This window comes from Photobacterium sp. OFAV2-7 (genome assembly GCF_022347985.1).
Classification (GTDB): Bacteria; Pseudomonadota; Gammaproteobacteria; order Enterobacterales; family Vibrionaceae; genus Photobacterium.
On sequence record NZ_JAKRFQ010000052.1, the window covers coordinates 1 to 13,009 of the forward strand.

At 53.3% G+C, this 13,009-nt stretch carries 13 protein-coding genes; 7 read left to right on the top strand and 6 right to left on the bottom strand.

The genetic code is table 11. The annotated features are described in order from the left end of the window. Window positions 1-17 precede the first annotated feature (17 nt). Window positions 18-587, top strand: a complete 570-nt coding sequence (locus MHN01_RS05840; RefSeq protein WP_239410468.1) for a TIGR04211 family SH3 domain-containing protein — start codon at window positions 18-20, stop codon at window positions 585-587. Window positions 588-657: 70 nt separating this feature from the next. Here MHN01_RS05840 and MHN01_RS05845 read toward each other — a convergent pair whose 3' ends face one another. Together MHN01_RS05845 and MHN01_RS05850 are read right to left on the bottom strand one after the other, a co-directional pair. Continuing rightward, window positions 658-1,578: a general secretion pathway protein GspB gene (locus MHN01_RS05845; protein WP_239410459.1), complete on the bottom strand. Its 921-nt coding sequence runs from the start codon at window positions 1,576-1,578 to the stop codon at window positions 658-660. After that, window positions 1,578-3,254, bottom strand: coding sequence for an ExeA family protein (locus tag MHN01_RS05850; protein WP_239410460.1), 1,677 nt, complete (start codon window positions 3,252-3,254; stop codon window positions 1,578-1,580). Before MHN01_RS05850 ends, MHN01_RS05845 begins: the two co-directional genes overlap by 1 nt. A gap of 164 nt (window positions 3,255-3,418) precedes the next feature. On the opposite strand from MHN01_RS05850, the gene MHN01_RS05855 reads away from it, so the two are divergent. After that, the gene (locus MHN01_RS05855; RefSeq protein WP_239410461.1) at window positions 3,419-4,645 is read left to right on the top strand and encodes a multifunctional CCA addition/repair protein; all 1,227 of its coding nucleotides are present in this window, start codon (window positions 3,419-3,421) and stop codon (window positions 4,643-4,645) included. Between the two features lie 101 nt (window positions 4,646-4,746). Here the strand turns inward: MHN01_RS05855 and MHN01_RS05860 are convergent, their stop codons facing one another. The 3 genes from MHN01_RS05860 to folB are packed head-to-tail and all read right to left on the bottom strand — an operon-like array spanning window position 4,747 to window position 6,396. Then, a complete protein-coding gene (locus MHN01_RS05860; RefSeq protein WP_239410469.1) occupies window positions 4,747-5,550 on the bottom strand; it encodes an undecaprenyl-diphosphate phosphatase in 804 nt (267 codons plus the stop codon). 10 nt (window positions 5,551-5,560) lie between these two features. After that, entirely contained in the window at window positions 5,561-6,046 is a 486-nt protein-coding gene (folK, locus tag MHN01_RS05865; protein WP_239410462.1) for a 2-amino-4-hydroxy-6-hydroxymethyldihydropteridine diphosphokinase, read from the bottom strand. After that, the gene (gene folB, locus MHN01_RS05870; protein WP_239410463.1) at window positions 6,043-6,396 is read right to left on the bottom strand and encodes a dihydroneopterin aldolase; all 354 of its coding nucleotides are present in this window, start codon (window positions 6,394-6,396) and stop codon (window positions 6,043-6,045) included. Before folB ends, folK begins: the two co-directional genes overlap by 4 nt. 239 nt (window positions 6,397-6,635) lie before the next feature. Here folB and plsY point away from each other — a divergent pair, with 239 nt between their 5' ends. Then, on the top strand, window positions 6,636-7,259 hold the full coding sequence (gene plsY, locus MHN01_RS05875) for a glycerol-3-phosphate 1-O-acyltransferase PlsY (RefSeq protein ID WP_239410464.1): 624 nt from the start codon (window positions 6,636-6,638) through the stop codon (window positions 7,257-7,259). A gap of 37 nt (window positions 7,260-7,296) precedes the next feature. Here the strand turns inward: plsY and tsaD are convergent, their stop codons facing one another. Next, a complete protein-coding gene (tsaD, locus tag MHN01_RS05880) occupies window positions 7,297-8,316 on the bottom strand; it encodes a tRNA (adenosine(37)-N6)-threonylcarbamoyltransferase complex transferase subunit TsaD (RefSeq protein WP_239410465.1) in 1,020 nt (339 codons plus the stop codon). Window positions 8,317-8,498: 182 nt separating this feature from the next. On the opposite strand from tsaD, the gene rpsU reads away from it, so the two are divergent. The 4 genes from rpsU to rpoD all read left to right on the top strand — a co-directional run bounded on the left by rpsU (window position 8,499) and on the right by rpoD (window position 12,991). Then, on the top strand, window positions 8,499-8,714 hold the full coding sequence (rpsU, locus tag MHN01_RS05885; RefSeq protein ID WP_005301411.1) for a 30S ribosomal protein S21: 216 nt from the start codon (window positions 8,499-8,501) through the stop codon (window positions 8,712-8,714). A 27-nt stretch (window positions 8,715-8,741) separates the two neighbouring features. Further along, window positions 8,742-9,185, top strand: a complete 444-nt coding sequence (locus MHN01_RS05890) for a GatB/YqeY domain-containing protein (RefSeq protein WP_075763552.1) — start codon at window positions 8,742-8,744, stop codon at window positions 9,183-9,185. Between the two features lie 117 nt (window positions 9,186-9,302). Further along, window positions 9,303-11,057 (top strand): DNA primase, encoded by a 1,755-nt coding sequence (gene dnaG, locus MHN01_RS05895; protein WP_239410466.1) that lies wholly within the window; start codon window positions 9,303-9,305, stop codon window positions 11,055-11,057. A gap of 92 nt (window positions 11,058-11,149) precedes the next feature. Beyond that, window positions 11,150-12,991 (top strand): RNA polymerase sigma factor RpoD, encoded by a 1,842-nt coding sequence (gene rpoD / locus MHN01_RS05900; protein ID WP_239410467.1) that lies wholly within the window; start codon window positions 11,150-11,152, stop codon window positions 12,989-12,991. Window positions 12,992-13,009: the final 18 nt, after the last annotated feature.

Genomic DNA, 13,009 nt, shown 5'->3' on the forward strand with positions numbered 1-13,009 from the left:
CTTGCGCCGCGGCAACCCTGCCGGCGAAAGCTGAACAGATTCGTTACATTTCTGACGACCTGTTTACCTATATGCATCGCGGCCCTAGTACGCAATTCCGTATTATGGGCAGTGTCAATGCAGGCACCAAGGTCACCTTGCTGGAAGTCAACAAGGAAAATGGCTTCAGCAAAATCACTGACAGCCGCGGGCGTACCGGTTGGGTTAATTCCGACTTTATCTCTGGTCAGGTTGGCCTGAAAGAGCGTGTACCTGCGCTTGAAAAAGAGCTGACAGAAGTCAAAGCAGCGTTAGCAGATGCCCAGATGTCCGGTGATGAAAAGACCAAGAGCCTGCAAAACTCGCTGCAAATGCGCACCGAGCAAATTACCGAGCTAGAATCGCAAAACAGCCAGCTAAACGAACAGCTGATGACCTCACAGACTGAAATTCGTGAGCTGCGCGCCAAGATTGATACCCAGAAAGATGACTTGCTGATGAAGTGGTTCACCTACGGCGGTATGGTTGCTGGAGCTGGCCTGCTATTTGGCCTGATCCTGCCGCACCTGATTCCGCGCCGCCGCAAGCGTAACAACGGCTGGGCATAAGCTCCGAATAAATAACATTCTAAAAAAATGGCAGCCATTGGCTGCCATTTTTTGTCTCCGGTATTCTCTTTTACCACTCCGAGAGAGCAGGCATTTCGATCAGGTAGGATTCGAAGTCAAACACAACCTGTCTCGGCTCTATCCGACGCAGCACCACCCCCGGTGCAATCTCGTCACCCTCGAAGGCCTCGCGACCATTCACCTTGACCCAGCGGCTGTTGGCAACCGACGAGTAGATATGGGTTTCAAAATTCAGTGGCGGAATACGGTTTTGTACCGAAGCCGGCAACTCGCCAAGTGCCACGGCCTCTATAACGGGCGCAGCGATTTCCTCCGGCTCGGGCGGTATATCAACCGGCAAGTTATCCGTCGCGGCAATCGCGGACTTCAACTGCTGTGCAAGCTGTGGTGATAGCTCCGAATAATCGAGTCCGTCCAGCCCCCACTCCGTTTCTCTCGGCTCGGAGGAGATAATCTTTGGCTCCTCGACGTTGCCACCCGCACGCCCTGAACTCGGCGGTACAGCAAGCGTCTGGCTGGCCAACTGGCGATTTAGCGACGGTAACGGCTCGGTTCGCAGCTCAGGGTATGGCAAGAAATGAATTTGCGATTCTCCCTCACCCAATATCTGTGGCACAGGGCTTGGCTTAGTTGCTGCCTGCACGGTTGTTGTCATCATAGTTGCTGCCGGCAAGGCTGGTTCCGCTCTTACAACCTGCGGCTCGGTCATGACAACTGGCCTGGTCGCTGTAGCCACAGTCTCCGCCACCTTGTTTTCCCGAATAGGCATAACAGCAGCCGAAAAGGAAGATTGGGTATACTGCATGTATGCCAGTGTTGCCGCAATCGGTGTTAACACCAGCACGGCAGGCAACAGCCATGACGGAACACGGCGGGCTCTCGCTGTCTGGCGCACAGGCCTGCTCGCCAACGAAGGCTGCAACTGATTTTGCTGATCAGACTGGGCAATAGCATTGAGTAAATTGGACATTAACTTCTCTCCGGTTGCAGCGTCGGTCCCGGCAAGTTCAATGCCGAATCAATAACCATAAGGGTTCGGGGCCCGGCAATGCCATCCGCGCTCAGATCCTGAGCCCGCTGAAAGCGGCGAAGCTTATCCAGCAGCACCTGATCAAACCGATCGTCCCGGGTGATCTTCTCGCCCAGCAACAAGCTCAGTTGCTGATTCAGCCACACAACCCGCGGGCCCTGCTGGCCATAGCGAATCGTGGTCTTGTCCCCCAGTGGAGGCCGCCACAACAGGGTGTACTCCTGCTGCCAGCGCTGCTCTAGCCAGTCATAACTGACCGCAATGCGCTCCTCTCCCAGTAACAACTCGACGCTGTCCTGATCCAGGGCATATACCACGGCATAGAAGAGCGGCTTTCCGTCTTCCTGCAACGGCACGATAACGGGGCGGTTGATAATACTGAGTTGCTCCAGGCTGATCTTGCCCTGATGACAGCTCAGCTCAACTCGCTGACTGGTTTCGCAGTTGGCCTGATTCAGACGGGTTTCATAGCCCCACAGACGATATAAGGTCTGCATGGCCTTTCTTTCGGAGCGGCTCTGCTCCATCATTTGCTGCCATTTGGCTGCCAGATCGACCACTACCGGTTCCGGTTTAGCCGCCTGAACCTGAGGGGCAATTACCGCTGCGACTGGCTCTGGCTGAGCAACTGAAGGCTGGGCTTCTGGTACTGCAGGGACAACAGCTACTGGTGATTCTTGAGATTGCCCCTGCCAATACCACAAACCCGCTGATAATACCCCGCCAAGTATCAGGGCACTTCCCCAGGTAGCGGCCCGGCTGCCATTTCCGCCGCCGGTATTCACTTTCATCCTGTCAGTCGTTGGCAGCTGCCAGCTCAGCACATCCTCACAGGCCTGGCTGACTATCGCCTTGTTAACCTGATGCGTTGCCTGCTGGCAGGCAAGTAGCATGGCTTTGTCGCACACCAGGTTGATCAGGCGTGGAATACCGTTTGTTGCCTTGGCGATCTGGCGTGTCATCGCAGGATCAAACACAGCATACAGGCAATCAACGGCTCTCAGGCGATAGTTAATGTATTCATCCACTTCTTCCGCCGTCAGCGGCAGCAGATGGTAACGAGAGGTGATCCGCTGCGCCAGCTGGCGCAGCCGCTCCTGTTGCAGCAACTGCTGCAGCTCTGGCTGGCCGACCAGCACTACTTTCAACAATTTACGGCTGTCAGTTTCCAGGTTAGTCAACAGACGAAGCTGCTCGAGGACATCCGGCATCAGGTGCTGCGCCTCGTCGACCAGCAGCAGGGTTTGCTTGCCCTCGCTATGGTTGGTCAGCAAATGCTGGTAAATCTTATCCGTCAGAACCTTGTAACTGGCATCATCCGGATACTCGACACCCAGCTCGTCACAGATAGTTGCCAGCAAGTCATGGGCTGACAATGCCGGGTTCAGGATTATCGCAACCTGGGTCTCCTGGGGCAGGCGGGCCACCAGTGCCCGCAATACGGTAGTTTTCCCGGTTCCCACTTCGCCCGTTAGCAACCCAAAGCCCCCGCCCCCGGATAAGCTGGCCAACATATGGGTTAACGCCTCTCTGTGGCGCTCACTGAGGTAGAGGAAGCGAGCGCTGGGTACAATTGAAAAGGGGGACTCGCCGATCCCGAAGAAATCCTTGTACATGCCTGATACTCTTGTTCCAGATTAGAATAAAACTAGTTCTGATGATTAAATTACCTTTGCTACTCAAGATTGTATACCCTGATACCGTATTGAAGCGATCTATGATGCAAAGGATATCAGTACGATATCCCAAATTTGCTGTTGTTATACAAAAGGAGTGAAACTTGCAGACCTACCTTGTGGGCGGCGCCGTTCGTGATGCGCTGCTGGGATTGCCAGTAAAAGACAAAGATTGGGTCGTGGTTGGGGCGACGCCTCAGCAAATGCTCGATCTGGGCTATAGCCAGGTCGGCGGTGACTTTCCGGTCTTCCTCCACCCAAAGACCAAACAAGAATTTGCCCTCGCCCGCACTGAACGAAAATCGGGCAAGGGGTATACCGGCTTCATTTGCCACTCCGCCCCGGACGTCACGCTTGAACAGGATTTGATGCGACGGGATCTCACCGTCAATGCCATCGCCCAGGCCGATGACGGCTCGCTGATTGATCCCTACAACGGTCATCAGGATTTGCTCGACAAGCAGCTGCGTCATGTCTCACCGGCATTTGTCGAAGATCCGCTGCGAGTCCTTCGGGTCGCCCGCTTTGCCGCCCGCTTTGCCCACCTGGGCTTTACGGTTGCACCGGAGACGCTAGCCCTGATGCAGGATATGGTCGTGGCCGGCGAGCTTTCCGCTCTTACCCCCGAGCGGGTCTGGAAAGAGTGGGAAAAGTCCCTGTCGTCTGAAAATCCGGAGATATTTCTCAAAGTACTGCGCCAGTGCGGGGCCCTTGGTGTCATCATGCCTGAAATCGACGCCCTGTTTGGCGTACCGCAACCCGAGCAATGGCACCCGGAAGTCGACACCGGCCTGCACACCCTATTAGTTGCCGAGCAAGCCGCCAAGCTCAGTACGGATACAGCCGTTCGCTTTGCAGCCCAGATACATGATCTCGGTAAGGCCCTGACCCCAGCCGAAGAATGGCCAAGCCACAAAATGCACTGTCAGACAGGTATTGGTGCCATCAAATCGCTCTGCCAGCGGCTCCGGATCCCCAACGAGTACCGTGACACGGCACTGATGGTCTGCGCCCAGCACACCAAGGTACACCATGCCAATGAGTTGCGACCTGGCACTTTTATCAAGATCTTCGACCAAGTCGACGCCTGGCGTAAGCCAGAACGGATCAAACAGCTGGCCCTGTGCTGCCGAGCCGATGTTCGCGGACGAACAGGCCATGAAAACGCTCCTTACATTCAGGCTGATATTCTGCAAGCTACCTTTGCCGCCGCCCAGCAAGTTGCCGTCAAGCCGATCGTCGAGGCGGGCTTTACCGGCAAGGCCATCAAGGAACAGCTGGCTCTACACCGCGCCGATGCGGTAAAAGCGTGTTTGGCCAGCTACGACTAAAACTGCAACCTGCCAGCTCAATACGATCAAAAAAAGCCCGACATCACGTCGGGCTTTCTCATTGGCATCAAGTGCTGCGGTTGCTAACTCAGGGCTTACGCTTACTGGTTCAGCAAAAAGGCAATCAGTCCAGCGCCTAGCAGCAGGCGATAGATCACGAACGGCAGCATCCCCAGGCGGGTTACCAGCTTCAGGAAGACGTGAATACACGCATAGGCACTGACAAATGACACTGCCAGGCCAATACCCAATGCACCAAACTCAATCGCTTCACCGCTGGTGACCAGCTTGGTACCGAGGTAGCCACCCGCCAGCAGAATAATCGGGATCGACATCAGGAAAGAAAAGCGCGCAGCGGCCTCGCGGGTAAACCCGAGGTGAAGTGCCGCCGTCATGGTAGCCCCCGAGCGAGAGGTGCCCGGGATCATCGCTGCCGCCTGAGCCAGACCGATAAACAGCGAACGCTTCCAGTCAGCCTGGTATTCATTGTCCTGCTGGGTTGCCCGGCTGTCGACCCACCATAGCAACAAACCAAAGAAGATGGTCGTCGCCGCAATCACCCAGGCCGAGCGCAAATAAAGCTCGATGATGTCTTTCATGAACAGGCCGAAAAGACAGGCTGGGATCGTCGCCAGCACGATCATCCAGGCCAGCTTAGCTTCCGCACAGCGCCTGCCCTGAAAAATAGAGCCGACCCAGGCCCCGAGCAATGCAATAACTTCCTTGCGAAAATACAGAATGACAGCCGCCAGCGTGCCGACATGTACCGCGACATCAAAAGCCAGCCCCTGATCGTCCCAGCCAAACACCTCGGAAGGCAGAATAAGGTGGGCCGAGCTTGAAATCGGCAAAAACTCGGTCAGCCCCTGGATAAGCGCCAACACAAAGGCTTCAAAATGACTCATCATTTATCCTTCAACATGCAATCCGCTCTACAGGCCAGAGAGCCTGAGAGGGTTCAAAAGAATGCCATAGCTGTGCAATGGTCCGACCGTCACCGGGAATAACCAGATCCGGACATAGCTCCATCATAGGCCGTAAAACAAAGGCAAACTTGTACAAGTCAGCCCGAGGCAGCACCGGGGCCTCGGCCTGTACCACGTCACCAAACAGCAAGATATCCAGATCCAGGGTCCGGCTCTGGTTTTTCCGGGCATCTGGCGCCCGTCCGTACTGCAGCTCAAGCTGCTTCAGGCTCTGCTGCAGCTTATCAAGCGACAATGACGTATTGATAGCAGCAACGCAGTTGTAAAAGTTCGGTCCACAGAAGCCGACAGGCTCGGCTTCAAAAACTTGTGATACCCGAAAGTCGGTGCCCAGTTTTTTCAGTTCGGTAATAGCGACACGAATATGGTATTCGCGGTCGATGTTAGACCCAAGACTGATATAAGCGGTGATCACTTGCTGCCTCGCTCGATCAGCACCCCGACTCCGCGGGCGTTGGCCACTGCTCCTGGCTTGGTGACCCGAACCCGGATCCACGGCACTGAAAATTTCGTCATGATCAGGCCGGCAACTTCCTCGGCCACACGCTCGACCAGCAAAAAGCGGCCGCCCTGAATATGTTCGGTCACCGCCTCGCTAACCGCGGCGTAGTCCAGGGCATAGGCCACATCATCACTCTCGGCCGCAGGACGGTTGTCGTGCGCCATTTCCAGGTCAAGCACAAGCTTCTGCTTAATAGTCTGTTCCCAGTCATACACCCCAATAGTGGCGATAACCTCAAGATGTTCGATAAATACTGAATCCATGTTCAATCGCTAATTTTGTTAGAGGTCGGATACCTAATTTGAGCAAAAACGCGTATTATCAGGTCGTAATCGTCAAAAATGATGACATTCATCCCTTGCTCGGCATAACGCCGTAAGCAGGTCGCAAGCACTATACCACAGTCATTGTGCCAAAGCGGAATGAAACTCAGGGTCAGACCTGGCGTAAAGACGATACTTATTTACCAGCAATACTTTGTCACCAGCAACTGGAATTTTGCATGACACCACTCGCGCTTCTGATCATTATTGCCGCCTATCTGCTTGGTTCTATATCAAGCGCCGTACTGATCTGCCGACTTTACGGCCTGCCGGACCCCAGGGACAGTGGCTCCGGCAATCCGGGAGCCACCAATGTCCTGCGCCTTGGCGGGCGTGGCGCAGCCGCCATGGTACTGGTCTGCGATATCCTCAAGGGCATGTTGCCGGTCTGGCTAAGCTACTGGATTGGTCTCAACCCGTTCCTGCTCGGTATCATTGGCATCGCCGCCTGCCTCGGCCATATCTACCCCATCTTCTTCCACTTTCGTGGCGGTAAAGGGGTCGCAACAGCCCTGGGGGCACTGGCACCAATTGGCTGGGATCTTAGCGGGATGCTGATTGGGACATGGTTACTGACCGTATTAATCTCTGGTTATTCCTCACTCGGCTCACTGATCACGGCACTGGCTGCACCTATGTTTACCTGGTTGGTCAAGCCTGAATACACCATGCCGGTATCCATGCTTTCTTGTCTGATAGTCCTTCGCCATCACGACAATGTGCGTCGCCTGCTGGAAGGAAAAGAAGGGAAAATCTGGAATAAATTCAGCCGCAATTCCAAGCATTCGGGAAACAACTCGTAACGCTGCTCTCCGGTACCGGTTATTGCGGCCGATAAACTTACTCGCTGATCGGTTGTAGCTGATCGATAGGCCAACGTGGATGCGCCTTAACGCTCAAATCCATGGTTTCATGATTTTTCAGGCGCTGCATTCCTGCATACGCAATCATCGCCCCGTTATCGGTACAGAACTCAGTGCGCGGGTAGAAGACTTCCCCTTTCATCCCTGTCATCAGCTTTTCCAGCTCCAGGCGCAGGTATTTATTGGCGCTCACACCACCGGCAATCACCAGGCGCTTGAACCCCGTTTGCTTGAGGGCACGCTTGCATTTGATCGCCAGCGTATCCACTACCGCTTCCTGAAACGCAAATGCAATATCGGCACGGGTCTGCTCGTCGTCTTCATTGGCCCGGATCGTATTCGCCGCGAAGGTCTTCAGCCCCGAGAAGCTGAAATCCAGTCCCGGGCGGTCAGTCATCGGGCGCGGGAACTTGAAACGCCCCGGGGTACCTTTTTCTGCCAGACGCGACAGCAGCGGGCCACCCGGATAGTCCAGCCCCATTAACTTGGCCGTCTTATCGAACGCCTCACCGGCGGCATCGTCAATCGACTCGCCCAGGATCTGGTACTCACCGATACCTTTTACTTCAACCATCATGGTATGACCGCCGGATACCAGCAGGGCCACAAACGGAAATTCAGGCGGATTATCTTCCAGCATCGGCGCCAGCAGGTGACCTTCCATATGGTGAACCGCTACCGCGGGCAAATCCCATGCGTACGCCAAGCTGCGGCCAATTGTCGCACCGACCAGCAGGGCACCAACCAGGCCCGGGCCTGCAGTATAGGCAACCCCGTCAAGATCGTCCGGGGTCAGTCCGGCATCAGCCAATGCTGCCTTGATCAGCGGAATGGTCTTCTTTACATGGTCACGTGAAGCCAGCTCAGGCACTACGCCACCGTAGTCCGCGTGCAGTTTTACCTGGCTATAAAGTTCATGTGCCAAAAGGCCTTTTTCATCATCGAAAATTGCAACGCCTGTTTCGTCACAGGAGGTTTCGATGCCCAGTATACGCATAACAACCTCTATACTTATGGTAATTGGGGGCAATACTACCGCCCTTGACAGAAATTAACCAGTTCAGGGTTGCAGAATGCTTTACAAATGCCCCCAGATCAGATTAGAATTTCGCACCATTTTTAATCAGCTGACACTTTTGAACGTCAGCGTTAACCGAATCACTCTGAGGTGAGTATTACATGCCAGTAATCAAAGTACGTGAAAACGAACCGTTTGACGTAGCACTACGTCGTTTTAAGCGCTCTTGCGAAAAAGCAGGTATCCTTTCTGAAGTACGTCGTCGTGAGCACTTCGAAAAGCCTACTACTGTACGTAAGCGTGCGAAAGCAGCGGCAGTTAAGCGTCACCTGAAGAAATTGGCTCGCGAAAACGCGCGTCGCGTTCGTCTGTACTAATCGACCGATTAACAGAAGGAACGTGTTATGACTCTGACTGAACGTCTAAAAGACGAACAAAAGGCGGCGATGAAGGCGAAGGACAAACCTCGTCTTGGTACCATCCGTCTTGCTCTTGCTGCCGTTAAACAGCGTGAAGTTGACGAAAAGATCACTCTTTCCGATGACGACGTGCTGGCAGTGCTGACCAAGATGGTCAAGCAACGCCGTGACTCTGTAGCTCAATACGAAGCTGCAAGTCGACAGGATCTTGCTGATGTAGAGCTTGCTGAAATTAAGGTACTGGAAGAGTTTATGCCACAACCGCTGAGCGACGACGAAGTTGCTGCTCTGCTGGATGAGGCAATTGCTGCGACCGGTGCTGCCAGCATGCAAGACATGGGCAAACTGATGGGTGTGCTAAAGCCTAAAGTTCAGGGTCGTGCCGATATGGGTAAAGTTAGCCAGTTAGTGAAAGCGAAGCTTAGCTAAAACTAACCCAATTCTGCAACAAGCCGTGCTATCCATCCAGGAATGCGCGGCTTGTTTGTATTTTAGCGTCAATAAATTACAATTTTACTCCCGAACTCTTCAGGTAATGCTCTCTCTATGGCAGGAAAAATCCCTCGTACTTTTATCGATGATCTCATTGCACGACATGACATCGTGGATATTGTTGATGCCCGGGTAAAACTGAAGAAGCAGGGCAAGAACTTCGGTGCTTGCTGTCCTTTCCATAATGAGAAGACCCCGTCTTTTTCCGTCAGCCAGGAAAAACAGTTCTACCACTGCTTTGGCTGCGGTGCCCATGGTAACGTGCTTGACTTTGTCATGGAGTTTGACCGTCTTGATTTTGTCGAGGCCATTGACGAGCTCGCCTCTCAGCTTGGTTTGGAAGTTCCCCGCGAACAAGGCAGCGGTGGCGGTGCCTCGGCCCCGCGCAGCAAAGAAAAGCTCGGCCTGTACGAAATGATGGGGCAGATCTCCCAGTTCTATCAGTCACAGCTGCGTACGCAGGAAGGTCAGGTTGCCATTGACTACCTCAAAGATCGCGGCCTGTCAGGGGAAGTAGTCAAGAAGTTCGGTATCGGCTTTGTTCCTGATCAGTGGGATATGGTCCGTACCCGTTTTGGCCGGGATGCTGAATCGCAAAAGTCACTTGTTACAGCAGGTATGCTAATCGAAAACGATAATGGTCGTCGCTATGACCGTTTCCGTGGCCGAGTGATGTTTCCGATTCATGATCGCCGCGGCCGGGTGATCGGCTTTGGCGGCCGGGTACTGGGTGACGGCACGCCCAAATACCTCAACTCGCCAGAGACCCCGATCTTCCACAAAGGACGCGAGCTCTATGGCCTGTATGAAGTCCTGCAGGCCCACCGTGAACCTGAAAGGCTTTTGGTTGTCGAAGGCTATATGGATGTGGTCGCCCTGGCCCAGTTTGGTGTTGACTATGCCGTCGCCTCGCTAGGTACCTCTACCACCGGCGATCATATTCAGATGATGTTCCGCCAGACCGGTACTGTCGTCTGTTGTTACGACGGTGACCGCGCCGGGCGCGATGCAGCCTGGCGTGCCATGGAGCAGGCGCTGCCCTACCTCACCGACGGCCGCCAGCTGAAATTCATGTTCCTCCCCGACGGCGAGGATCCGGATACCTATATCCGCCAGTTCGGCAAAGAGGGCTTTGAACGTCAGGTTGACGAGGCCATGTCACTGTCGGAGTTCATGTTCAACTCGCTGGTTGCCCAAGTTGACATGAGCAACAAGGAAGGCAAGGCGAAACTGAAAACACTGGCCAAGCCACTGCTGGAAAAAGTGGCCGGTGAAACCCTGCGAGAATACCTGCTTAATGCACTAGGCTATAATTTAGGGTTACCACCCGATCAGATCAGGCTTGATCTAAAGCGAGATGACACGCAACGGCCACGACAGCCCCAGCAAAACATCAAGCGAACGCCGATGCGTGACGTTATCGCCCTGCTGCTACAAAACCCGCGTTTTGTCAGCAGCCTTGAATTTGATATGGCGGCATTTGAAGATATTTCGGTCCCTGGGCTAAATTTATTGATATCAGTAGTTGATAAATGCCGATCGAACCCCAATATCACTACAGGCCAGCTACTAGAGTACTGGCGTGGCAGCAAAAACGAGAACATGATGGCGCGTCTCGCCGCATGGGAACTGCCCCTCGCTAAAGACGAGGACAACACTCTAGATGTATTTATGGACGCAATGGATAAAGTCTTAGGCCAGTGCGTCAAACAACAAATTGAAAAGTTGCAGGCTAAATCGAATACCGTCGGCTTATCAGTCGAAGAGAAGCGGGAGTTGCAGTTATTATTACTCAACCGTCCCGGCTAGTAAGTGGTCAACAATTAAGAAGTTTGTTATAATTATTGGTTTGCATTTTTGCATACTACATTTTCACTCAGACCCGAAGTTGGATATCGTCTATGGAGCAAAATCCGCAGTCTCAGCTTAAGTTACTTGTCGCTAAAGGCAAAGAACAAGGCTATCTGACCTACGCCGAAGTAAATGATCACCTACCGGAAGACATTGTCGATTCCGATCAGGTAGAAGACATTATTCAGATGATCAATGACATGGGTATTAAGGTGGTTGAAACAGCCCCTGATGCCGATGAGTTGATGATGACTGAAGATAATGCGGACGAAGACGCGATTGAAGCCGCCGCTCAAGCCCTGTCTAGCGTGGAAAGCGAGATCGGCCGTACTACCGATCCGGTACGCATGTACATGCGTGAAATGGGTACCGTAGAACTACTGACCCGTGAAGGCGAAATTGACATCGCCAAGCGCATTGAAGATGGTATTAACCAGGTTCAGTGCTCAGTTGCCGAATACCCGACAGCTATTGCGCACCTGCTTGAGCAGTTCGACAAAGTTGAAGCCGATGAGCTTCGTCTTACCGACATTATTTCCGGTTTTGTTGATCCGAACGAAGAGGAAACAACAGCACCGACAGCAACCCATATCGGCTCCGAGCTGAGCGAGTCTGATCTTGAAGACGAAGACAAAGATCTTGAAGAAGACGAAGACAGCGATGAAGACGAAGAAGACGCAGGTATTGATCCGGAACTAGCCCGTGAGAAGTTCATGGAACTTCGTGATTCTTACGAGAAGATGGCTCTCGCAATCAATACACATGGCCGTCATGATGCGAAAACCGAAGTGGCTGTCGAAGAGCTTTCTGACATCTTCAAACAGTTCCGTCTGATCCCGAAACAATTTGACCGCCTGGTTAGTTCACTGCGTGATTCAATGGATAAAGTGCGTACTAACGAACGCATTATCATGCGCATGTGTGTCGATAACAGCAAGATGCCGAAGAAAACCTTCGTTAGCTTGTTTGCAGGCAATGAGTCTTCTACCGAGTGGATCGACGAAGCACTGAACTCAGGCAAACCTTATGCCGAGCGCCTAAAGAACTACGAAGAAGATCTTCGCCGCTCTGCCCTGAAGCTGCGTCTGCTGGAAGAAGAGACAGGCCTGTCTATCGAGCGTATCAAGGACATCAGCCGTCGTATGTCTATCGGTGAAGCCAAGGCTCGCCGTGCCAAGAAAGAAATGGTTGAAGCAAACCTGCGTCTGGTTATTTCTATCGCCAAGAAATACACCAACCGTGGTCTGCAGTTCCTGGACCTTATCCAGGAAGGTAACATCGGCCTGATGAAAGCCGTTGATAAATTTGAATACCGCCGTGGTTACAAGTTCTCGACTTACGCAACATGGTGGATCCGTCAGGCAATCACCCGTTCTATCGCTGACCAGGCGCGTACTATTCGTATCCCTGTTCACATGATCGAGACCATCAACAAACTGAACCGTATCTCTCGCCAGATGCTTCAGGAGATGGGCCGGGAACCATTGCCGGAAGAACTGGCTGAGCGCATGCAAATGCCGGAAGACAAGATCCGCAAGGTACTGAAGATTGCCAAAGAGCCAATCTCAATGGAAACCCCTATCGGTGACGATGAAGATTCGCACCTAGGTGATTTCATTGAAGATACCACGCTTCAGCTACCAATGGACGCAGCGACAGCAACCAACCTGCGTGGCGCAACCAATGATGTTCTTGCTGGCCTGACGCCACGTGAGGCGAAGGTACTGCGTATGCGCTTTGGTATCGACATGAACACTGACCATACACTGGAAGAGGTTGGTAAGCAGTTCGACGTTACCCGTGAACGTATCCGTCAGATCGAAGCCAAGGCACTGCGTAAACTCCGTCACCCAAGCCGCTCAGACGTTCTGCGTAGCTTCCTTGACGAGTAATCGCCAAGCCCAAACCGA

Coding starts and splice junctions, on each gene's coding strand:
- dnaG (WP_239410466.1), top strand. CDS start 9,303: ATGGCAGGAAAAATCCCTCGTACTTTTATCGATGATCTCATTGCACGA.
- MHN01_RS05850 (WP_239410460.1), bottom strand. CDS start 3,254: ATGTACAAGGATTTCTTCGGGATCGGCGAGTCCCCCTTTTCAATTGTA.
- MHN01_RS05845 (WP_239410459.1), bottom strand. CDS start 1,578: ATGTCCAATTTACTCAATGCTATTGCCCAGTCTGATCAGCAAAATCAG.
- tsaD (WP_239410465.1), bottom strand. CDS start 8,316: ATGCGTATACTGGGCATCGAAACCTCCTGTGACGAAACAGGCGTTGCA.
- rpoD (WP_239410467.1), top strand. CDS start 11,150: ATGGAGCAAAATCCGCAGTCTCAGCTTAAGTTACTTGTCGCTAAAGGC.
- MHN01_RS05890 (WP_075763552.1), top strand. CDS start 8,742: ATGACTCTGACTGAACGTCTAAAAGACGAACAAAAGGCGGCGATGAAG.
- MHN01_RS05860 (WP_239410469.1), bottom strand. CDS start 5,550: ATGAGTCATTTTGAAGCCTTTGTGTTGGCGCTTATCCAGGGGCTGACC.
- rpsU (WP_005301411.1), top strand. CDS start 8,499: ATGCCAGTAATCAAAGTACGTGAAAACGAACCGTTTGACGTAGCACTA.
- folB (WP_239410463.1), bottom strand. CDS start 6,396: ATGGATTCAGTATTTATCGAACATCTTGAGGTTATCGCCACTATTGGG.
- plsY (WP_239410464.1), top strand. CDS start 6,636: ATGACACCACTCGCGCTTCTGATCATTATTGCCGCCTATCTGCTTGGT.